Source organism: Streptomyces sp. NPDC026246, from assembly GCF_055567995.1.
Genome location: NZ_JBVHPJ010000005.1, coordinates 396,361 through 415,966 on the forward strand (window position 1 = coordinate 396,361; position 19,606 = coordinate 415,966).

Annotated in this window: 22 protein-coding genes and 1 pseudogene; 11 read left to right on the forward strand and 12 right to left on the reverse strand. The window is 74.1% G+C overall.

Annotated features, from left to right (window positions below):
- Nucleotides 1–3: 3 nt before the first annotated feature.
- Genes ACZ4M5_RS16225 through ACZ4M5_RS16235 form a run of 3 tightly spaced genes read right to left on the reverse strand, consistent with a single transcriptional unit; the run spans nucleotide 4 to nucleotide 2,128 of the window.
- A complete protein-coding gene (locus ACZ4M5_RS16225; protein ID WP_467737170.1) occupies nucleotides 4–522 on the reverse strand; it encodes a hypothetical protein in 519 nt (172 codons plus the stop codon).
- Nucleotides 519–1,172: a response regulator gene (locus ACZ4M5_RS16230; protein ID WP_467737172.1), complete on the reverse strand. Its 654-nt coding sequence runs from the start codon at nucleotides 1,170–1,172 to the stop codon at nucleotides 519–521. The genes ACZ4M5_RS16225 and ACZ4M5_RS16230 overlap by 4 nt, the downstream gene beginning before the upstream one ends.
- Complete coding sequence (locus ACZ4M5_RS16235) at nucleotides 1,169–2,128, reverse strand: HAMP domain-containing sensor histidine kinase (RefSeq protein ID WP_467737174.1); 960 nt, start codon at nucleotides 2,126–2,128, stop codon at nucleotides 1,169–1,171. Before ACZ4M5_RS16235 ends, ACZ4M5_RS16230 begins: the two co-directional genes overlap by 4 nt.
- A 521-nt stretch (nucleotides 2,129–2,649) precedes the next feature.
- On the opposite strand from ACZ4M5_RS16235, the gene ACZ4M5_RS16240 reads away from it, so the two are divergent.
- The 6 genes from ACZ4M5_RS16240 to ACZ4M5_RS16265 all read left to right on the forward strand — a co-directional run bounded on the left by ACZ4M5_RS16240 (nucleotide 2,650) and on the right by ACZ4M5_RS16265 (nucleotide 8,129).
- On the forward strand, nucleotides 2,650–2,937 hold the full coding sequence (locus ACZ4M5_RS16240) for a TraR/DksA family transcriptional regulator (RefSeq protein WP_467737381.1): 288 nt from the start codon (nucleotides 2,650–2,652) through the stop codon (nucleotides 2,935–2,937).
- Between the two features lie 54 nt (nucleotides 2,938–2,991).
- Entirely contained in the window at nucleotides 2,992–3,363 is a 372-nt protein-coding gene (locus ACZ4M5_RS16245) for a TraR/DksA family transcriptional regulator (protein WP_467737175.1), read from the forward strand.
- Nucleotides 3,360–4,154 carry a rod shape-determining protein gene (locus tag ACZ4M5_RS16250; protein ID WP_467737176.1) on the forward strand — a complete coding sequence of 265 codons (795 nt, stop codon included), beginning with the start codon at nucleotides 3,360–3,362 and terminating at the stop codon, nucleotides 4,152–4,154. The genes ACZ4M5_RS16245 and ACZ4M5_RS16250 overlap by 4 nt, the downstream gene beginning before the upstream one ends.
- A gap of 64 nt (nucleotides 4,155–4,218) precedes the next feature.
- Nucleotides 4,219–4,842 carry an Rv1733c family protein gene (locus tag ACZ4M5_RS16255; RefSeq protein WP_467737178.1) on the forward strand — a complete coding sequence of 208 codons (624 nt, stop codon included), beginning with the start codon at nucleotides 4,219–4,221 and terminating at the stop codon, nucleotides 4,840–4,842.
- 130 nt (nucleotides 4,843–4,972) lie between these two features.
- The gene (gene fxsT, locus ACZ4M5_RS16260) at nucleotides 4,973–6,997 is read left to right on the forward strand and encodes an FxSxx-COOH system tetratricopeptide repeat protein (RefSeq protein ID WP_467737179.1); all 2,025 of its coding nucleotides are present in this window, start codon (nucleotides 4,973–4,975) and stop codon (nucleotides 6,995–6,997) included.
- A 166-nt stretch (nucleotides 6,998–7,163) separates the two neighbouring features.
- Nucleotides 7,164–8,129 (forward strand): YihY/virulence factor BrkB family protein, encoded by a 966-nt coding sequence (locus tag ACZ4M5_RS16265; RefSeq protein ID WP_467737181.1) that lies wholly within the window; start codon nucleotides 7,164–7,166, stop codon nucleotides 8,127–8,129.
- Between the two features lie 51 nt (nucleotides 8,130–8,180).
- Here the strand turns inward: ACZ4M5_RS16265 and ACZ4M5_RS16270 are convergent, their stop codons facing one another.
- The 5 genes and pseudogenes from ACZ4M5_RS16270 to ACZ4M5_RS16290 all read right to left on the reverse strand — a co-directional run.
- Nucleotides 8,181–8,606: a DUF6003 family protein gene (locus ACZ4M5_RS16270; RefSeq protein ID WP_467737183.1), complete on the reverse strand. Its 426-nt coding sequence runs from the start codon at nucleotides 8,604–8,606 to the stop codon at nucleotides 8,181–8,183.
- 222 nt (nucleotides 8,607–8,828) lie between these two features.
- Nucleotides 8,829–9,614, reverse strand: coding sequence for an SDR family NAD(P)-dependent oxidoreductase (locus ACZ4M5_RS16275; protein WP_467737185.1), 786 nt, complete (start codon nucleotides 9,612–9,614; stop codon nucleotides 8,829–8,831).
- A 119-nt stretch (nucleotides 9,615–9,733) separates the two neighbouring features.
- Complete coding sequence (locus ACZ4M5_RS16280) at nucleotides 9,734–10,867, reverse strand: NADAR family protein (RefSeq protein WP_467737187.1); 1,134 nt, start codon at nucleotides 10,865–10,867, stop codon at nucleotides 9,734–9,736.
- Nucleotides 10,868–11,018: 151 nt separating this feature from the next.
- Nucleotides 11,019–12,041 carry a trypsin-like serine peptidase gene (locus ACZ4M5_RS16285; RefSeq protein WP_467737189.1) on the reverse strand — a complete coding sequence of 341 codons (1,023 nt, stop codon included), beginning with the start codon at nucleotides 12,039–12,041 and terminating at the stop codon, nucleotides 11,019–11,021.
- A 425-nt stretch (nucleotides 12,042–12,466) separates the two neighbouring features.
- Nucleotides 12,467–12,922, reverse strand: a pseudogene (locus ACZ4M5_RS16290) (SRPBCC family protein); the annotation flags it as partial.
- Nucleotides 12,923–13,120: 198 nt separating this feature from the next.
- On the opposite strand from ACZ4M5_RS16290, the gene ACZ4M5_RS16295 reads away from it, so the two are divergent.
- Nucleotides 13,121–13,522 (forward strand): hypothetical protein, encoded by a 402-nt coding sequence (locus ACZ4M5_RS16295; protein ID WP_467737383.1) that lies wholly within the window; start codon nucleotides 13,121–13,123, stop codon nucleotides 13,520–13,522.
- A 95-nt stretch (nucleotides 13,523–13,617) separates the two neighbouring features.
- Here the strand turns inward: ACZ4M5_RS16295 and ACZ4M5_RS16300 are convergent, their stop codons facing one another.
- Both ACZ4M5_RS16300 and ACZ4M5_RS16305 read right to left on the reverse strand, forming a co-directional pair.
- Nucleotides 13,618–14,247 (reverse strand): flavin reductase family protein, encoded by a 630-nt coding sequence (locus ACZ4M5_RS16300; RefSeq protein WP_467737191.1) that lies wholly within the window; start codon nucleotides 14,245–14,247, stop codon nucleotides 13,618–13,620.
- 58 nt (nucleotides 14,248–14,305) lie between these two features.
- Nucleotides 14,306–14,593 carry a zinc-ribbon domain-containing protein gene (locus ACZ4M5_RS16305; RefSeq protein WP_467737193.1) on the reverse strand — a complete coding sequence of 96 codons (288 nt, stop codon included), beginning with the start codon at nucleotides 14,591–14,593 and terminating at the stop codon, nucleotides 14,306–14,308.
- A gap of 152 nt (nucleotides 14,594–14,745) precedes the next feature.
- Between ACZ4M5_RS16305 and ACZ4M5_RS16310 the strand changes: the two genes are divergently transcribed.
- The gene (locus tag ACZ4M5_RS16310; RefSeq protein WP_467737195.1) at nucleotides 14,746–15,237 is read left to right on the forward strand and encodes a DUF5949 family protein; all 492 of its coding nucleotides are present in this window, start codon (nucleotides 14,746–14,748) and stop codon (nucleotides 15,235–15,237) included.
- Between the two features lie 94 nt (nucleotides 15,238–15,331).
- On the opposite strand, the gene pgm is transcribed toward ACZ4M5_RS16310, so the two are convergent.
- On the reverse strand, nucleotides 15,332–16,972 hold the full coding sequence (gene pgm, locus ACZ4M5_RS16315; RefSeq protein ID WP_467737197.1) for a phosphoglucomutase (alpha-D-glucose-1,6-bisphosphate-dependent): 1,641 nt from the start codon (nucleotides 16,970–16,972) through the stop codon (nucleotides 15,332–15,334).
- Between the two features lie 275 nt (nucleotides 16,973–17,247).
- A complete protein-coding gene (locus tag ACZ4M5_RS16320) occupies nucleotides 17,248–17,673 on the reverse strand; it encodes a hypothetical protein (RefSeq protein ID WP_467737199.1) in 426 nt (141 codons plus the stop codon).
- 199 nt (nucleotides 17,674–17,872) lie between these two features.
- On the opposite strand from ACZ4M5_RS16320, the gene ACZ4M5_RS16325 reads away from it, so the two are divergent.
- The 3 genes from ACZ4M5_RS16325 to ACZ4M5_RS16335 all read left to right on the forward strand — a co-directional run bounded on the left by ACZ4M5_RS16325 (nucleotide 17,873) and on the right by ACZ4M5_RS16335 (nucleotide 19,454).
- Nucleotides 17,873–18,022 (forward strand): hypothetical protein, encoded by a 150-nt coding sequence (locus tag ACZ4M5_RS16325; protein ID WP_369194282.1) that lies wholly within the window; start codon nucleotides 17,873–17,875, stop codon nucleotides 18,020–18,022.
- 107 nt (nucleotides 18,023–18,129) lie between these two features.
- On the forward strand, nucleotides 18,130–19,032 hold the full coding sequence (locus tag ACZ4M5_RS16330; protein WP_467737202.1) for an SCO4651 family lipoprotein: 903 nt from the start codon (nucleotides 18,130–18,132) through the stop codon (nucleotides 19,030–19,032).
- Nucleotides 19,033–19,127: 95 nt separating this feature from the next.
- A complete protein-coding gene (locus ACZ4M5_RS16335; protein WP_467737204.1) occupies nucleotides 19,128–19,454 on the forward strand; it encodes an antibiotic biosynthesis monooxygenase family protein in 327 nt (108 codons plus the stop codon).
- Nucleotides 19,455–19,606: the final 152 nt, after the last annotated feature.

Consider the following 19,606-nt stretch of genomic DNA (forward strand, 5'->3'; position numbering starts at 1 on the left):
GGTTCAGGTGCCGGAGGACACCGGGGGTGACCGGCCCCGGTCGGTGGACGCGTGGTCGGTGCGCGGGTGCCCCCGCGGTGCCTGTGACGCCGCCGGCGGACCGCTCGGGGCGGCGGCGGGGACCTCGCGGCCTGCGACGGCGACGGGGTGACCGGGCGGTGGCGTGCGTTCGCCGAGCGGTTCGAGCCGGTGTGCCGTGTGCACGGCGCACGCCGTGACACAGCTGTCATGGGCGTACGGACGGGCCTCGTGAGCGGCGCTCGGCCCGTCGGCGGCGGGTCCGCCGGCCGGGCCGGGCCGCTCCTGTGCGGGCGGTGGGGCCTGCACCCCTGTGGCCGGTACGAGCCGCACCCCCGCGGGCTGCGCGGCCCAGGCCGGGGCCGTTGCGCCCGGCACCACGGCCAGGAAGAGCGCCAGCAGCGCCGCGGCCCACAGGGCGGCAGGACCGGTCGTGACAGGGGTGGCCCGGGGGCCCGGCCGGGGAGTGGGCAGCCGGACCCCCGGACGGTCGGGGTGGCTCACGGTTCGATCAGGCCCGCGCGGATGGCGTAACGGGTCAGCTCCAGGCGGTCGCGCAGGCCGAGCTTGTGCAGCAGGTTGGCGCGGTGGCGCTGGACCGTCTTGATGCTGATGTAGAGCAGGTCGGCGATCGACTGCGAGGAGTGGCCCTCGGCCACCAGCTTCAGGACCTCCTCCTCGCGCGGGGTGAGGACCTGGTCGGGGGTCTCCTCGCCGTGCCGGGCCCGGTCGAGGTAGTTGCGGATCAGGGCGGTCACCGCGCCGGGGTACAGGAAGGGCTCGTCGCGCATCGCGGCGCGGCAGGCGGCGACCAGGTCCCGGTCGGCGACGGACTTCAGCACGTACCCGCTGGCGCCTGCCTTGAGGGCCTGGAAGAAGTACTGCTCGTTGTCGTGCATGGTGAGGATCAGGACGCGCAGCCCCGGCTTGAGGCCGGCGAGTTCACGGGCGGCCTGCAGGCCGGTCATGCGGGGCATGGCGATGTCCAGCACGGCCAGGTCGACGTCGTGGCGGCGGGCCTGCTCGACGGCGTCGGCCCCGTCGCCCGCCTCGGCGACCACCTGCAGCTCCGGTTCCTGGTCGAGGATGAGCCGGACGCCGCGGCGCACCAGCGCGTGGTCGTCGGCCAGCAGGATGCGGATGTTCTGCGTCATGAGGAGGGCTGCTTCCCGGGCACGGGCACGGTGAGTCTGACCTGGGTCCCGGCGCGCGGCGCGGGGGTGATGTCCAGGGCGGCGCCGACGAGCAGGGCGCGTTCGCGCATGCCGAGGATGCCGGCGCCTTCCCGCGGGGCCTTGATGCCGCAGCCGTCGTCGGTCACGGCCAGGACCACGCCCGCCCCGCTGGGGTGCAGCGACACGACGGCCCCCCGGGCGTCGGCGTGGCGGGCGACGTTGGTGAGGGACTCCTGGGCGACGCGGTAGAGGACCAGTTCCGTCTCCGGCTCCAGCGGGGGCAGATCGGTGGCGAAGCGGCGGGTGACCTGCAGCCCGGTGTGGGTGGCGAAGTCCTCGGTGAGCGAGGTCAGGGCGCTGACCAGGCCCAGGTCGTCGAGCACGCCGGGGCGCAGGCGGCGCACCAGACGGCGGACCTCGTCCAGGCTCCCCCGGGTGATCTCCTGCACCTCGTGCAGGTCCTTGCGCAGCGGGTCCGGCGCCTCGTCCGCGGCTCGCTTGAGCCCGAGCAGGATCGCGGTCATGCTCTGCCCGACCTCGTCGTGCAGTTCCTGGGCGATGCGGCGGCGTTCGGCCTCCTGAGCGAGCAGGACCCGGCCGCTGCTGGCGGCGCGCTCGTGCTCCAGCCGTTCCAGCATGGCGTTGAAGGTGCGGATCAGCTCGGCGACCTCGCCGCCGCGGTGTGCGGACAGCCGCTGCCCGGGACGCAGCAGGTCCACGGTGGTCATCAGGCCGGTCAGCCGGTCCAGCGGGGCCAGTCCCCAGCGCAGCAGCGCGGCGTTGGCGACCAGCATCACCGCCAGGCCGCCCAGCAGGATGACCGCCTCGGTGAGCAGCACCGGGACCGACACGGTCACCGGCGCCCAGAGCAGCAAGCCCGTGGCGGTGCCCAGGACGACGGCGTTCAGGGCGAAGATCCGCCAGAACAGCGACACCGGTCGTCAACCTCCTTCTGCGCTACGGCGTGCCTCGGCTGCCGGGCGCGCGCCGTACGTGCCGGACCGCTGCCGTGCCTGGCCGTCGGACGGCGTCGGCGTCGGCGTCGGCGTCGGCCAGGCCTCGGAGCCGGGCCCCTGGGTCAGGCCATGAGGCCAGGTCCCGGCCAGGCCGCTGGGTCAGGCCTGTGGGTCAGGCCTTGGGGCCAGCCTGCCCGCTCCCGCCCTCGGGGGGATATGGGGCCCGGCCCCCATTTCCTTGAGCGCGGCGTACCCAGGGCCCCGGGGTCTGCATCCCGCGCGCCGCCGCAAATGGGTTCCGCGCCCGATGGGCATGCGCGCTGCCCCGGACCAGGCTTGGGGCAGGACCGGGCCCCCGGTGCGGTGACCGCCGGACCGGGCACCGCTCGGTGACCGACCGCCCGTCCGCCGCCCGTCCGGGCGCACCGCCGCCCGGCCAACGGAAAGGGAAGAACCCAGTGACCGTCGACTCACCCGCCGCCGACCCCCGCCCCGAGCGCATGACCGCCCACGAGGTGCGCCGGCGCCTGGAACACGCCCGCAGCACCCGGCTGACGCAGTTGCGGGCGCTCGAGGAGACCGGGCACAGCGTGGACGACCATCTGACGTCGATGCAGCGGGACGCCATCCGGCGGGTGCTCGGAGAGATCGACGACGCTTTCGCCCGGGTCGAGGACGGCAGGTACGGCACCTGCCTGGGCTGCGCCGACCCCGTCCCGGCCGAGCGGCTGGAGATCCTCCCCTACACGCCCTACTGCGTCGCCTGCCAGCGCCGCGCCGCCCCCTGACCGGGCGACCGGTCCCCGCCGTTCTTCTCCATCGCTCTGCCCTAGGGGTGTGTGGTGAACCACCAGCTCATCGCCGACCGTACGACGCATCTGACGCCCGAGGAGCTCGCCGCCCTGCGGGAGAACCTCGTGGAGCAGCGCCTGTTCCGCCGGGAGCAGCTGGCGCAGCTCGCCGTCACGGCCCCGTCCCCCGGGGACGGGCCGCGGCCCGGTGCCGCCGCCTCCCAGGTCGAGGTCCACGTCAAGCTCGCCGCCTGCGCCCGCATGGTCCTCACCGACGTCGAGGCCGCCCTGCGGCGCATGGACGAGGGCCGCTACGGCGTCTGCGGGCTGTGCCGAGGCCCCGTCGCGGCCCAGCGGCTGGCGATCGTTCCGCAGGCCCGCTACTGCGGGCGCTGCCAGCAGGTGAGGGAGGCCGGCCGGTGACCGCGCTCCCGGAACGCTCCACCGCCGTGCACCGGTTCGGACGCCACACGGGCATCGCGCTGGAGATGGGCAGCGCCCGCACGCGCGTGTGGGTCCTCGGCCGCGGGCTGATCAGCGATGTCCCGACGGTGACGTTCGGCACCGACACGCGGTGTCCCGTCCAGCGCGGCACGATCATCGACCCCGCGGGCTGCGCGCGGATGCTGCAGCGGCTGCTCGGCCACCGCCTGCCCCGCTTCACCGTCCCGCACATCGTCGTGACCACCCCCGTGCTGGGCGGTCCGGCCTACCGCGACGCGGCCCGCGCCGCGGTGGAGGTGCTGCGGCCGCGCACGGTGCTGACCGTCCCCACCGCCCGGGCCATCGCCCTCGCGGCCGGGGCCGGGCGGACCCGGCCGCTGCTCGTCGTCGACGTCGGCGCCCATCTCAGCGAGGTGGTGCTGCTGGCCGACACGGGCGTCGTCGACGCGCGCCGCACCGCCCTGGGCACGAGCGACCTCGGCACCACCCCGCCGGAGCGGGTCGGCGACGCCGTCGCGGACATGGTGTCCGCGATCCTCCGCCAGGACCGCGGCTCCCTCACCACCGACGCCCTGAGCCGTGGCGTTCTCCTGGCGGGCGGCGGCGCCCTGCGGCCCGACATCACGTACCACCTCACGGCCCGGCTGCAGGCGGCCGTGCGCGTCGTTCCGGCGCCGCACACCGCCGCCGTGCGGGGCGCGGCCCAGCACCTCCTGGCCGCGCGCTCCCGGCAGGCCGCGGCCGACGCCGCCCCTCCCGGCCCCGGCTAGACCGGTCCCGGTCACCCCGGCCCGCCGACCGCCCGTCACCCGTGCCCCACGACGGAGGGACCCCATGGACCGCCCCATACCCCCCGCACAGCCTCCTCCGCGGGACCTGCCCCGGCTGGTGCTGTGGCGCCGGCGGCGCAACCCGCTGCGCCGCCGCACCGATCTGATCCAGGCGTGGATCGGCCTGGGCCTGCTGCTCGCCGTGCTCGCGGCCACCCCCGCGGTGGTGACGCTGGCGGGTGACCTCGCCCACCGCCACTACTCCCGTACCGCGCAGCAGCAGGCCGCCACCCGGCAGGAGACCACCGCGGTGCTCCTCCACGACGCCCCGCGCCATCCCGAGCCGGGCTCGCCCGAGGCGAGGAAGACCCTCTACCCGGTCACCGTCCGCTTCACCGACCCCCTCGGGCGCACCCGCACGGCCGAGACCGACGTCCAGCCGCAGTTGCCCGCGGGCACGGCCCTGCGCGTCTGGACCGGCACCGACGGCCGGATCACGGACCCGCCCCTGACCGCGGGGCAGATCCGCAGCCGCAGCGTCGGCAGCGCGGTCATCGCCACCCTGGCCTTCTACGCGACCGGCACCCTGGCCTACGGCGCGGCCCACCGCACCCTCCAGCGCCGCAACCTCGCCGCCTGGGACACGGCCTGGGCCCGCACCGCACCCCACTGGACGATCTCGCCCTAGCCGACGCGAGTACGGGGCGCTCCACCGCATGCCCGGGTGCGGCGGGCGACTGCCTCGAACACCCCCTCCCCCGGGCCGACTTCTCGGATACGATCACGTCGGCCGTCGACGCGACCGGAGAGGGACCCTCATGTGGCGCAGACTGGTCGGCACCGTGGCCGGTCTGCTCGTGCTGTTCGTCGGCAGTCTGGCCTTCAACGCGGCTTCGGGGCAGAGCCGTTGGCCCGGTCCGCTCGACTTCGTGCGCCTGCACCCCTGGATCGTGCTCCTGCTCCTGGTCCCCCTCGCCTGGGCCGGGCTGCGCCAGGAGCCGCGCGAACAGCCGCCCCCGCCCCGCGCCTCCGCACCCGTGACCTACCGGCTGCCGCCCCGCAACGCCCACTTCACCGGCAGGGACGACGCCCTGCGGGAACTTCGGCGGCGCCTCACCTCGGGGCAGGACGTGGCGACGCAGGTCGTGCACGGACTGGGCGGGGTGGGCAAGACACAGCTGGCGGTCGAGTACGCCTACCGCCACCTGTCGAAGTACCGGTTCGTCGCCTTCGTCGACGCGGAGGACCCTGATCTCATCGCCACCCAGTTCGCGTCACTGGCACGGGAGTTGGGGCTGCGGGAGGTGGGCTCCGAACAGGCCGTGTCCGGCGTGTGGTCCTCGTTGCGCGACCGTCGGCCCTGGCTGGTCGTCTTCGACAACGCCGAGAAGCCCGGCACGCTGCTGCACGCGCTGCCCTCGGGCGACCTGGCGCACAACGGCCACGTCCTCGTCACCACCAGGGTGAGCGGCTGGTCGGCCGCGGCCGGGGTGCTGGACCTGCCGGAGTTCAGCAGGCGGGAGTCCGTGGATCTCCTGGTCCGGCGGGTGCCCGGGACGAGCGCCGCGACCGCGGACCGGATCGCCGAGCAACTCGGCGACCTGCCGCTCGCGTTGGAGCAGGCCGCGGGATACATGGGCTACAACCACACCGCGCCGGAGGAGTACCTGGCCCTGCTCGGTACGCGGCTGGACGAGATGATCGCCCGGGGCGAGCTGGCCGACCGGCCGTCGGTGGTCGTCGCGACGCTGTGGCAGCTGGGCGTGGACCGGCTCCGGCGGGAACAGCCGCACGCCGTACGGCTGCTGGAGCTGTGCGCGCTGCTGGCCCCTGAGCCCATCGCGCTGGACCTGTTCACGGGCGCGCCGGAGCCGCTGGTGCCGTCGGCCGCCGATCCGCTGGCCTGGGACACGACCGTGGGCGCCCTGGCCGGCCTCGGTCTGGCCCGGCGTGAGGGCTCCTCCCTGGTGCTGCACCGGCTGGTCCAGGCGGCCGTCCGCGCCTCCATGACCGGTGACCACCGGGCGGCGTCACGGGCCCAGTTGTGCCGTGCGCTCGTTGCGGCCGTGCCGCACGACGTCCACGGCGATCCCGAGGCCCGGCCGCGCTGGCACCGGCTGCTCCCCCATGTGCTGGCCGTGACCCGCGGCGACCCGCCCGCCGGCGCGGCGGCGGAGACGGCGGTGCTGCTGCGGCTGGCCGCGGAGTTCCTCCTGGCGATCGGTGACCGCACGCTGGCGCTGCCCCTGTGCGAGCGTGCACTCGCGCTCGACGAAACGCTGCCGGGCCGGGACGCGGAGATCGGGTTCGACCTGATCACGCTGGCGCAGATCCACCGGGACCTGGGCGCGCCCCAGACGGCACGGCCCCTCGCCGAGCGGGCGCTGCGGCTGCACGAGGCCGCTCTGCCGGCCGGGGACCCCGCCGTCGCCACCGACCTGGCGACACTGGCGCGCACGCTGTGCATGCTCGGCGAGCACCGGGCGGCGCTGCCGCTGGCCGAGCGGGCGCTGCGCATCGACGAGGCCGCCCACGGACCGGACGACCCGTACGTCAGCTTCGACCTGATCGCCCTCGCGACGGTCCACTTCGACCTGGGCGACCCGGAGGCGGCCCTGCCGCGCATCGAGCGGGCCCTGCGGATCCGCGAGGCCCGCTATCCGTCCGACCACCTCTACATCGGCTACGCCCTGCTGTTCCGGGCGCGCGTGCTGGAGGCGCTGGGCGATCCGTCCTCGGCGGAGTACGCCCGCCGGGGCGCGCGGATCCTGCACTCCCAGCTCGGCGCCGATCACCCCAAGACGGAGGAGGCCCGGGCCCTGGCGGACCGGCTGGCGGCGTAGAGGGTGCCCCACCCGCCGCGCGGACGGGCCCGGAGCCGCCGTGGATGCCGAGCGGGTGAGCACCCCTGGCGGCCTGGTGGGTCGGGGAACCTCGAACCAGGTCGGGCGGCCAGGATTACGGGGCATCCGGGCAGGGAGCATCCGTGCGACAAGGAGAGTCCACACCATGGGAACCGCCGTGCACGTCCCGCAGACCCGGGACATGATCGGAGAAGAGCTCTCCGGTGACGAGGCTTTCGCCGCCCTGCGCCACTACGGCGGCTGGCGGTTCCTGATGGACTCCTTCGCCCGGTTCCGTTACGCGGACGGCTTCACCAACGCCCGGGCGCTGGCCTTCCAGGTGGTGGTCGGGCTGGTGCCGTGCACCGTGGCGCTGGTCGGACTGGCCACGTCGGTGCACACCGAGGCCGTGGGCCGGGTCATCGAGCTGACGCTGGGCCGGATCGTGCCGGGGGCGAGCGCGGAGATCGTGAAGGACGCCTTCGAGGGGACGCGGCGCACCGCCCACGGCGACGTCTGGAGCACGGTGGCCCTCTGGCTCGGTCTGGGCTTCGCGCTGCTGAACCTGTCGTCGGCGATGGGGCAGATCGAGCGCGGCGCCAACCGCATCTACGGGATCGAGCGGGACCGCCCCCTGCCGCGCAAGTACGCCCGGTCGTTCGTGCTCGCCCTGGCCGCCGGCCTGCCCCTGGTCCTGGGGTTCGTGGTCCTGGTGGCGGGCAGGGCGGTGGGGGACGCCGTGGCCGAGACCGCGGGCTGGGAGGGCGGCTTCGGACGGTGGTGGGGCGTGGTCGAGATCCCGCTGGGACTCGTCCTGGCCTGGGTGGCCTCCGCGGTGATCTTCCGCTGGTCCCCGCGGCGCGTGCAGCCCGGCTACACCTGGCTGGCCTTCGGGTCGGCGGTGCATCTGCTGCTGTGGGTGGCGGCCACCTGGCTGCTCGCGCTGTACGTCGAGGAGAGCGGTGCCTTCGGTGCCGTGTACGGACCGCTGACCGCGTTCATCGCCCTGCTGCTGTGGGCCAACCTGACGGCGGTCGCGCTGTTCCTCGGCATCGCGTTCGCCGCCCAGCTGGAAGCGGCCCGGGCCGGGATCGCCTCGGCCGTCGAGCCGGACCCCGGCCCGGGCGCGTGAGACCGGGCGGGCCGGGGGCGGCCGCGGGTCCGGCGGCCGCCCGCCGCGTCGTCAGCTGCTCGCCGCGGCGGTCACCGTGGCGGGGTCCACTCCGGTCAGTTCGACGATGCGGTGGGGTGCCACTCCGGCGGCCAGCGCGCGTCCGATCAGGCCGTCCCGCCCGCCGGAGCAGTCGCGGTAGGCGAGGAGTTCCTCTTCGAGACGGGCGAGGGACTCCGGCGTCATGGTGTGCCGCAGCCGGCTGAGTTCCTCGTCGCCGAGCGGGACCGGAACGCTCTCGGCGTCCGCCGGGATGGCCCCGGTCTCCTCCGGCGGCAGCAGCCGCAGGTACGGGGAGGTGGGCGTGGCGTCGTGGGCGTGCAGCCAGGCGCGTACCGCGGGCGTCTCCATGCAGGCGAGGTCGCCGACGGCGGCCGGGGGGACGCCGAGCGGCGCGGACGGGTCGTCCAGCAGGAACAGGTAGGCGTCGTCGGTCAAGACCGGCTCCTTCTCACAGTGGGGGGCTGTTGGACCTGCCTTTACCCCGCCGCGTCCGGATTAGCGCCACGGGACCACGCCGATGGACCCGTACGGCACAGAGGAGGGCCGTCGTCACCCCGCGGTGTGGGCCGATCGAGCGCCGGCCGGGAGCGCGGGACGTCATGCCGCCGTGACCGGGTGGCCCCCGAAAGGGGCTCCGGCCGGGCGACCGACGGTTCGTCACTCGTGCAGCGCCTGGAGGAAGCCGGTGTTGACCGCGGTGAGGCCGCCGTCGACGACCAGGGCCGTGCCGGTGATCCAGGACGCGTCGCGCGAGGCCAGGAAGGCCACGGCGGCGGCGATGTCCTCGGGCTCCCCCACCCGGCCCAGCGGGTACAGCCGCAGCACGGCTTCGAGGTCCGCGTCGCGGCCCTCCCACGCGCTGGTGCGCACGGTGCCCGGCACCACGAGGTTGACGCGTACGCCGCGCGCGGCCGTGTGCCCCGCGAGCGTGCGGGTCAGGGAGGCCAGACCGGCCTTGGCGGCGCTGTAGGCGTGGTTGCCGAAGTCCTGCAGGCCGTTGACCGAGCCGATGGACACGATCGCACCGCGACCGGAGTCCGCCAGGTGCGGCAGGGCGGCCCGGCAGCAGCGGTACGCGCCGGTCAGCGTGACGTCCAGGTCCCGCGCCCAGGACTCGTCCGGCTGCGCCTCGAAGCGGGGCAGGTCGGGCGAGCAGTGGGCGGCGCAGTTCACCAGGACGTCGAGGGAGCCGAAGGTGTCCGCGGCGTGGGCGACGGCGGCGTCCACCGCCTGCTGGTCGGTCACGTCGCAGGCGCACGCCTCGACCGTGAGCCCCTGCGCCGACAGTTCCCGCGCCGTCCGCTGCGCCGCGTCCGGGTCCTGGTCGGCGACCAGGACCCGGGCCCCCTCCCCTGCGAGCCGGCGGGCGGTGGCGGCGCCGATGCCGCGTCCCCCACCGGTGATGAGAACGCCGTGGCCCGCGAAGCGTGTCGTGTCCGTCATGAGCCGACCGTACTGCCTGTCATGGCCGCGGCGCTCAGCCGTGGACGGGGTGGTCCGCGCCCCTGCGCACCTCCCCGGAGGGAGACCTCCGGGCGGCTCGCCGAGCGGTGACGCGCCGGTCATCCGGGCGGTGGCGCGAGGGTGATGCCCGCCGCGCCGGCCTGGAGTTCCGAGCGGACGAGTTCCAGGAGGCGGCCGGTCCAGTTCCTGCCCGTCCCGCCGTTGTCGCCCCAGTGCCGGCCGAGGCCGACGTCGTCGTAGACGAGGGTGGCGTCCCCCGTGTCGAGGAGGGCCTCGGCGAGGTGCGGGTGCTGGGTGAACTTGGCCCGCAGCAGCATCGTCATCACGGCGGTCCTGGCCTGCTCCCAGCCCTGCCGCCGGGGAGCGGCCGCGGCGGCGGTCCGGGCGGCGAACGTGCCGGGGGCGTCCCTGACGGCGGCCCGGGACCCGGGGTCGGTGGTGGACAGCGCCCAGTACGCGTGAGTCACGGTCGGGTAGGTGACGCCGTCGATCCGGAGGGGTGCGGGGTACTCGTTCCGCAGACCCTTGACGCCGGGGGACGTCGACGGCACGAGGGGGCCGCTCTCGTAGAGGTGGATCGCGGGCGCCACCGGGGTGGCGGGGCCGTCCGGCGGGACACGTGACGGGCGGTCGGCGATCCACCGGGCCCGGTCCTCGAAGTAGGCGAGCGCCTCGGCGTACTCCTCCTGCGTCACCGATGCGCCGGGCGTGTCCTCGAACTCCCCGCCCGGCCCGGTGACCAGCACCTGGAGCGGGCCGTCCTTGCGGTCCATGTCGCCCAGGGCGTAGTGGCGCTGGGTGGCGGGGATGGCGTGGTACGCGTCGCGGGCCGCCGCCCGGTTCTCCTCCGTGCGGTCGGCGAGGAACACGTCGACGGCGGCCAGGCAACGGCCGGTGGAGTCGGGACGTCCGTTGAGCTGGTCGATGGTGTCGCGGATCTCCGCCAGCAGCACCTCCGGGGTGAGCCAGGTGTACGGCTCGCTGAACCTCCAGGAGGCGAGGTCGTGCGCCGAGACGCGGGCGCCCTCGGGGAGTTCGGTGGCGACCCGGCCCGAGCGCAGCTTCCGCTCGAACTCCTCCAAGGTGACCAGACCCCAGCAGTCGATCAGCCCGTCCGCGTAGACGAACAGGTCGGTGAGGTAGTGGTCGCCGTTGCGGATGAAGGCGTGCCGCCAGGTTCCCGGGACGCGTATGCCGTCCGCGGTGCGATAGGTGATTCGGTTGCCGATCATTCGGGCCATTGTGCGGCAACCCCGCGGACCCGCGAGCCGTTGCCGGCCGGCCGGGACGGCCGCGGGGCGTGAGGGCCGTGAGGGCCGCGGCAGGCCGGTTCCCCGCGCCTCGGCTCGGCGCGGGGAACCGGCCTGCCGCCGGCGCGGTGGATCAGGAGGACTGGGCGCTCTGGTACAGGTTCTGCGCGTCCGCGCCGAAGTACGGGCCGTACATGGCGTTGGGCAGGAAGTTGTACTTGAAGCTGTTCACCGACGACTGCAGCCCGGTTCCCGTGGCCTCGTCGAACTGCGTGAACCAGGGCCCGCCGCTGGAGCCCCCGGTCATGTTGCAGGTCAGCCCGTGGTCGCCGGAGAGCAGGAAGTCGCGGAAGGTGGTGCCGCTGCAGTAGATGAACTTCTCGCCGTCGTAGGGGGCAGCGGCCGGGAAGCCGAAGGAGTACATGGCCTTGCTGTAGCCGGTGTTGAAGGCCACGCCCTGGCCGCCGACGGCGTCGGTGAGCCGCGTGCCGTCCAGCGGGGCGACGACGGCGGCGCCGATGTCGTAGTTGATGTCCTCACTGGCCGTCCACTGCGGCGTCGACAGGAGCCTGGCCGCGGTCCAGGTGCCGTACGGGCGCTGACCGTCGTGGTAGCCGGGCACGAAGACCCAGTTGGTGTGCCAGGCGCCCTCCAGCTTCACGCAGTGCCCGGCCGTCAGCACCGTGGACTTGTTGGCGCTGGTGACGGCGTTGCCGGAGCAGGAGGCGGTGCGTCCCTGGTAGGTGAAGAAGACCCGGCCGGCGGTCTTGGTCACCGCTCCCCCGCCGGACCAGGGTCCGCCGCCGTGCGGGAACGCCAGGGGGCCGACGGCCGAGGCGGGCGCGCTGGGCGGCACGACGGCCGCCCTCCCCTTGCGCGGGGCCGCGCCGCGCACGTCGGAGGGGTCGACGCTCAGGACGTCGAGCGGGGTGGCTTCGCGCATCCGCTGCGCAGTCCAGAAGGACAGGGCGTCCTGCTGGGCCGAGGGCGTCCTGAGGCCGGGGTCCGGCGCGGCGCCGGCCGGGGCGGCGGTGACGCCGGCCGCCAGCAGGGCGGCGATGCCGGCGAGCGCGCCGAGCAGGGCGCGGCGGGCGGGAGCGCGGCGAACGGAGGTGCTGCCGCCGGCGGAGCGAGGGCTGCGGGGTCTGCCTATCACGCGGTCTCCTTCTGCTGTGGGGGCCGGGCGGCGGGGTGCCGGTCCGCCCGGTCAGGCAGGGGTCTCACTGCGGACAGTCAGAGGGCAGCGTGCCACCGGACGGCCATGATGGACAGGTGCATGTCATAACGATGGCCGAAACACCCCGCGGCAAGGGCAGCGCCGGTGCACGGCAGGGGTGCGGCAGGGGGGCACGGCAGGACGGCGGCGGCACAGGGAAGGGCCCGGCCTCCGTTGCGGAGACCGGGCCCTGTCGCAGCCGTGGGTGAGTGTCAGAAGGTGGAGCCGGAACCGCCCGTGCCACCCATGCCGCCGCCGGCGCCACCGGTGCCGCTCAGCGGGTCGGTGCCGCCCGTCGGTCCCGTACCGCCCGTCGGTCCGGTGCCGCCGGTGGGTCCGGTGCCGCCCGTGGGGCCGGTGCCGCCGCCCGGCTGGATCCGTCCGCGCCATGCGCCGGACTCGGCGCCGCGCTCCTCGATGTACTCCTTGAAGCGCTTCATGTCGCCCTTGACCCGGCGGTCGATCGTGCCCATCATGTCGGCGACCTTGTCCATCGCCCCGCTGGGCTCGACCTCCATCACCAGCTCCACCCGGGTGTGGGTGTCGTCCACGCGCTCGAAGCGCACGGAGCCCCTCTGGTTGGTGTCGCCGCTGGTCGTGCGCCAGGTGACGCGCTCGTCGGGCAGCTGGTCGACGATCTCCGTGTCGAACTCGCGGCGCACGCCGCCGATCTTCGTCGTCCAGTGGTTGTGGCGGTCGTCCACCTGCCTGACCTCTTCGACGCCCTCCATGAAGTGCGGGAACTCCTCGAACTGCGTCCACTGGTTGTAGGCGGTGTGTACGGGGACGCCGACTTCCACGGTTTCCTTGACGGTGCTCATGCTCATGCCTCCGTATTCACTGATCGACTGCGGGAGGCCCATCGGCCCACTCAGGTCCGGGCCCGTGGTCGTCGGGTACCCGTGCTGCGGCGATTGCCACCTCCCCGTCCACCGGGATCTTGCGCCCCCCTCACCCACAGGGGTGAACATGGATACGATCCCGGCGTGCGCCTTCCCCGATCCGCCCCGGGCTGGACCATGGCCGTCTTCGGCGTACTCGCCGCATCCCTCGGTGCCGTCGGGCTGGTCGCGCCCGGCGCCCAGTTGGCACTGCTGGGGCTGCCCTCCCCGGGCGACCGCGCCGCGGGGGACCTCACCCCCGCGTTCCTGACGGCGTCGTCCATGGCGGCACTGAACATGGGGGTGTACTACGTCCTCGCGGCGCTCGCCGACTGGCGCGCCTTCTTCCGTTGGACGGTGCCCTTCCGGCTGCTCACCTGCGCGGTCTTCACGTGCGCCGCGCTCACCGGTCGGGCACCCGGCGCCTTCGTCGGCGTCGGGCTGTGGGAGGGGGCCGGGGCCCTGGCCACGGCGGTGGCGCTGCGCTACGACCGCCGCGGGGCCGAGGCGGCGGCTCCCGGGACGCGCCCGGCGGGCTGACCGGCTCCCGCGGCACCAGGCGGGGGGCGGGCCACGGTCACGGAGCAGGAACCGGGACTGTGGAAGACAGAAGCCGCGTGGCGGGCGGGCGGCGTTCAGGCCGCGGGAGCGCCGGTCCTCGGCGTCTCCGAGCGGAAGCCATGGCCGAGTTCCGGAGCGAGGCCGTGATAGTGCCGGAAGTTGTACACCAGCGGGCTCCAGACGGCCGGGTCGACGTGGTTCGTGCCGGGGACGACGATGCGTTCGGCGGCGTGCACCCGCAGCACCTCGCACTCCACCGCGAGGAACAGGCCGGCCCCGCCCGGCGTCAGGGCACGGGCCCTCGCCTCCAACTGCAGGGCGCACTCGGCGACTCGCGGCGGCCGCACCAGGTGGGCGGGGGCCGGGGTGAGTCCGGCCGCGGCGAACTTGTCCCGCTCGTGCCGGTACACCGCCCGCTTCGCCTCCGGCACCGGGTCGGCCCCCGTCAGCGGCGCCAGCCGTTCCACGTGCTCCCACAGCTCCGGTCCCGGCACGTTGATCACGAGGTCCGGGCGCTGCTCCAGGTTGCGCACGGTGTGGCTGTCGCGGCCCAGGCCCAGCACCACGTACCGGCCGAGGGCCCATGCGGAGGAGACCGGGGCGAGGTTGGCCGTCCCGTCGGCGTTCTCGGTGCTCAGCAGGACCACGGGCGTGCCGAAGTAGAGGATGCCGGGCCTGATCACGAGATGGCTGTCGTTCGTCATGGCCTCGACGCTAGGAGCGGGACGCTTCGGCCGGCGCCGAAGTGCCACCCTGCGAGGATCAGAAGCGGTGCTGCTGCTGCGGCTGCCCGTACGCCTGGCCGCCGGGGCCGGACGCGTCCTGCGCCTGGAGCTGTTCGGCCTGCTCCCTGGTCAGTTTCTGTTCCGCGCCGCAGAAGGTGCACTGCGTCTGGTACTTCGTCGAGATCGGGAACAGCGGGACGAAGAACAGGGTGAACTTCGTGACGCGCTTGCGGAGCGTGTGCGCGGCGGGGTTGCCGCACCGGCCGCACACCAGCGTCAGTATCGCCAGCTGGTACAGGTAGCCCTTGGTGCCGAAGATGATCACGTGTGGTCCTTCCCGGGTCGGATCTTCCTCCAGTGTCCTGTATCCCGGGTTCGAGGTGCGCACCCCTCGATCGTGTGGAGAGCCCGGCGTCGACTGGTCCAGTCGGGTGACGGCGGGCCGGGCGGGGCCCGGTGCGCCGATACCGTGCCGCGGTGACCTCGATCTCACCCGAAACGCAGTCCGTACCCATCGACGACCTGGGTTCCCTCGTCGTCCAGTCCTGGCGGGGCACGACCCCCGACGGGGACGTCCCCTACCTTCTGGTCTGCTCCCTCGGAGACGGTCAGGGCGGCCCGGAGGCCACCTCGAAGGCCGTCGAGCAGCTGCTGACGAGCGCCGGGCTGCCCCCGGGCGAAGGTCTCGTGCACGCCACCCAGCGGCCCAGCCTGCCGGTGAGCCTGCTCGTCGTGCCCGGGTCGGCCGTCCTGACCGTGCAGCACCTCAAGTCGCAGGTCGTCCCGCCGGAGAGCTGGCTGGAGGCCGTGGCCGAACTCGGCTTCGCCTACCTCATCTTCGCCACCCGCCCCTGGCCGGCCGGTGCCGAGCCCGGTGACGTGGAGACCCTCGCGGCGTTCACCTCGGACGAGGAGGCCATGGCCGCGTCGGCGCACGTCGTCCTGCCCGCCCGCAGCCTGCGCACCTGAGCCACCACCCCGCCCGGACGCGCGGCGGCGGCCGCGCCCGGGACACCGCAGCCCGGGCCGCGTGGAGACGGCCCGGGCTGCGGTGTGCGGTCGCTCAGGCGGACAGGGCGGCCAGCACGACGGCCTTGGCCTCCTCCTGGACCTGTGCCAGGTGGTCGGGGCCGAGGAACGACTCGGCGTAGACCTTGTAGACGTCCTCGGTGCCCGAGGGGCGGGCCGCGAACCAGGCGTTGTCCGTGGTGACCTTGATGCCGCCGATCGCCGCACCGTTCCCGGGCGCCTCGGTCAGCACGGCCGTGACGGCGTCGCCGGCCAGGGTGTCCGCGGTGACCTGCGCCGGGGACAGCTTCGCGAGCAGGGCCTTCTCCTCGCGGGTCGCGGGTGCGTCGATGCGCGCGTAGGCCGGCTCGCCGAAGCGGGCGGTCAGCGCCGCGTAGTGCTCGGACGGGGTCCTGCCCGTGACGGCGGTGATCTCCGAGGCGAGCAGGGCCAGGAGGATGCCGTCCTTGTCGGTCGTCCACACGGAACCGTCCCGCCGCAGGAACGACGCACCGGCCGACTCCTCGCCACCGAAGCCGATGGTGCCGCCGATCAGCCCGTCGACGAACCACTTGAACCCGACCGGGACCTCGACCAGTTCACGGCCCAGGTCGGCGGCGACGCGGTCGATCATCGCGGAGGACACCAGGGTCTTGCCGACGCCGGTGGCGGCCGGCCAGCGGTCGCGGTGGGCGTAGAGGTAGGAGATCGCGACGGCCAGGTAGTGGTTGGGGTTCATCAGGCCCGCGTCCGGCGTGACGATGCCGTGCCGGTCGGCGTCGGCGTCGTTGCCGGTGGCGACCTGGAAGCGGTCCCGCTGCTCGATCAGCGAGGCCATCGCGTACGGGGACGAGCAGTCCATGCGGATCTTGCCGTCCCAGTCCAGCGTCATGAAACGCCAGGTGGGATCGGTGTGCGGATTGACCACGGTCAGGTCGAGGCCGTGCTGCTCGGCGATGCGGCCCCAGTACGCGACCGACGCCCCGCCGAGGGGGTCGGCGCCGATGCGCACTCCGGCCGAGCGGATCGCGTCCAGGTCGAGCACGCCGGGCAGGTCGGCGACGTACGCGTCGAGGAAGTCGTAGCGGCCGGTGCCCGGGGCGGCCAGGGCCCGGGCGTAGGGGATGCGGCGTACGTCCTTCAGGCCGCCGCGGATGATCTCGTTGGCGCGGTCCTGGATCCAGGACGTCGCGTCGGAGGCGGCCGGGCCGCCGCTGGGCGGGTTGTACTTGAAGCCCCCGTCGCCGGGCGGGTTGTGGGAGGGCGTGACGACGACGCCGTCCGCGAGGCCGGTGGTGCGGCCGCGGTTGTGGGTGAGGATGGCGAGCGAGACCGCCGGGGTCGGCGTGTAACCGTCCGCCTGGTCGATCAGCACGGTGACCTCGTTGGCGGCGAACACCTCCAGGGCCGTGACGCGCGCCGGCTCGGACAGGGCGTGGGTGTCGGCGCCCAGGAAGAGGGGGCCGTCGATGCCCTGCTCGGCGCGGTACTCGCAGATGGCCTGGCTCGTCGCGGCGATGTGGTCGTCGTTGAACGCGCTCGCCAGGGACGAGCCGCGGTGCCCGGAGGTTCCGAACGCGACGCGCTGCCCCGGGTCGTCGAGGTCCGGGTGGAGCGCGTAGTAGGCGGTGACCAGCCTGGCGACGTCGACGAGATCCTCGGGTCCGGCCGGACTGCCCGCTCGCTGGTGCTGCATGGCCCGCTCCTCCGCATGGTTGTTCGTTCGCTTGCGTCACATCCTTCCCCGTCGCGGCCACGCCGCGCGAGAGGGGCATCCCGGCGGCGGCCGGATGTGAGTGCCGCCCCGGGCCGGCCGCGGGACGTCGGCGGGTGGTCGCGCCTCGGGCCGTCAGCGCTTCCGGCGGCGTCCGCGCACACGAGAGGGCGGCGCTACGGGTCCCCGGATGGCCCGGTGACGCGCCGCGCCGCCTGTGTCCCTCGTGGCCGGCACGCCGTACGTGCCGGCCACGCTCAGATCCGCCCGCCGGTGAGCCGGGTGAGCGGCCCGTGCGCCCCGCGCTCCGCGCGGCGGCCCACGGCGTAGGAGGCCGCGCTCAGCACGGTGAGGCCGGCTCCGACACCCGCGGCGACGAGCTTGCGGTGGGCGATGACCGTCCAGGCCGTCTTCGCCGTGGCGGCGACATGACCGGAGGCCGTCACGACCGCCTGACGCCCGGCCTCGACGGACTTGGCCGCGGTCTGCGCCGCCGCCTTCGTCGTCTCGGCCGTGCGCTCGGCGCCCGCCTTGGCCGCTGACGTGGCGTCACCGGCCTTGCCAGCCGCACGCTTCGCGGCCTGGGACGCCGGCGCGGTCGCCTTGTCCGTCGCGCTTCGGGCCTTGGACTCGGCCGTCCGCGTCGTGGTCGCCTTCTGATTCGTGCGCTTGTCTTCAGTCATGTGACACCGCCTTGCCTCTGTCTCCCGGACCAAACCCGTTCGGTCGCGCGCCGGCCGGGCCAACGGGTGCCTGAGTTCCGCTGGACGGGGGTAGTCGGGCTACGGACTCACAACGGAACACCGCGACACCGGAACACCGGAACACCGGAACACCGGAACGTCCGTACACCCGAAGACCGAACACCGAGGAAGGTGCGTCATGGCCGGAATGCTCAACCGCATCAAGGACTTCGCCCGCAGCCCGCAGGGCCGCAGGGCCGTGGAGCAGGCGCGGCGGGCCGCCGCCGACCCCCGCAAGCGGGCGCAGGCCCAGCGTCTGCTCGGCAAGCTGCGGGGCCGCGGGCACTGACCCGGACGTCACGTTCGTCCCGACGAGCAACTCTTCGCACTCGTAGGTGTGTTGGCGCCCGGCTTGGGCACTTGGGTGGCGTCACACACCTGAGAGGAGCTGGTTCCATGGTCGGGGCAGGCAACGGCAGGAGGCTCTGCGCCTTAGGGATCGCCGGTGTCCTGGCGGGCACGGTGCTGGTCGGCTGCGGCAACGACGGCGACGCGAAGGACGAGGCGGGGGCCTCCTCGGCGAAGACGAGCGCCGGGGCCGAGGAGCAGGGCACGCAGGCGGTGCGCTCGGCCTACGACAGGACGGCCGAGGAGGACACCGCCAAGGTCAGGCTGCGCGTGCAGACCTCCGCGGAGGGCCGCTCGGAGACGGCGAACGGGCAGGGCGCCGTCGACCTGGAGGACGGCGACAGCGTCATGACCGTCACCGTGCAGGGTCAGCGGATCGAGCAGCGGGTGATCGACCGGATCCTGTACCAGAAGATGCCGAAGGGCCAGGCGCCCGGCGGCAAGCCCTGGGTCAAGATCGACATCGGTAAGGTCGCCGCGCAGCAGGGCGCCGGCGACGGCTCCGTGAGCGATCCCGCGCAGTCGGCGGCGTACGCCAAGGCGATCACCGACAAGGACGTGACCAGGAAGGGCACGGAGACGATCGACGGTGTGCGCACGACCCGCTACCGCGTCACCGTCGACGTCGCCGAGCTGCCCAACGGCGAGACGCTGCGCAAGCAGGTCGGCCCCACCCTGCCGATGGACGTGTGGCTCGACGACGAGGGCCGGATGCGGCGGCAGCAGATCGACATGACCGTCAAGGCGCCGGCGCAGTCGAAGGAGGGCTCGTCCTCGGAATCCTCGTCCGCTCCGCAGCGGTTCACCGTGCGCACGGTCATGGACTTCACCGACTTCGGCACGGAGGTGGAGGCGGACGCGCCGCCGGCCGGGCAGGTCACCGACATGACCGGCAAGATCCTGAAGCAGAGCGGGAAGCAGAGCGGGACGCAGGGCGGGAAGCAGAGCTGATCCAGGCCCCGCCCGCACGCCGTCCGGGGCGGGCCGAGGCGGACGTGAGCGCCTCCGTCGACTGCCGCGGGCGGCTCATGGGGCAGGATGGGGCCATGAGCGTAGTCAAGATCAACGTGCTGACCGTGCCGGCCGAGCAGCGGGAGACGCTGGAGAAGCGCTTCGCCTCCCGCGCGCACGCCGTGGAGAACTCCGACGGGTTCGAGTGGTTCGAGCTGCTCAGGCCCGTGGAGGGCACCGACACCTACCTCGTCTACACGCGCTGGCGGGACGAGGCGTCCTTCCAGGCGTGGATGGAGGGGCCCATGAAGACGGCGCACCAGGGCGGCGGTGAGGGTGGCGAGCGACCCAGGCCCGCGGCGAGCGGATCGACCCTGTGGTCCTTCGAGGTCGTGCAGCAGGCGGGCCCGAAGACCGCCTGAGCCGCGACGGCGGCCTGACGACGGCCCCCCGTCCCCCGAGGTCCCCCGTGCCGGACGGCACGGGGGACTTCGTGCGTGAGGGTGCGGGAGCGCTTGCGCGTGACGGCTCGGCAGCGCCCGGGCGGGACGGCGGGGCCTTCGCGACCGATGGC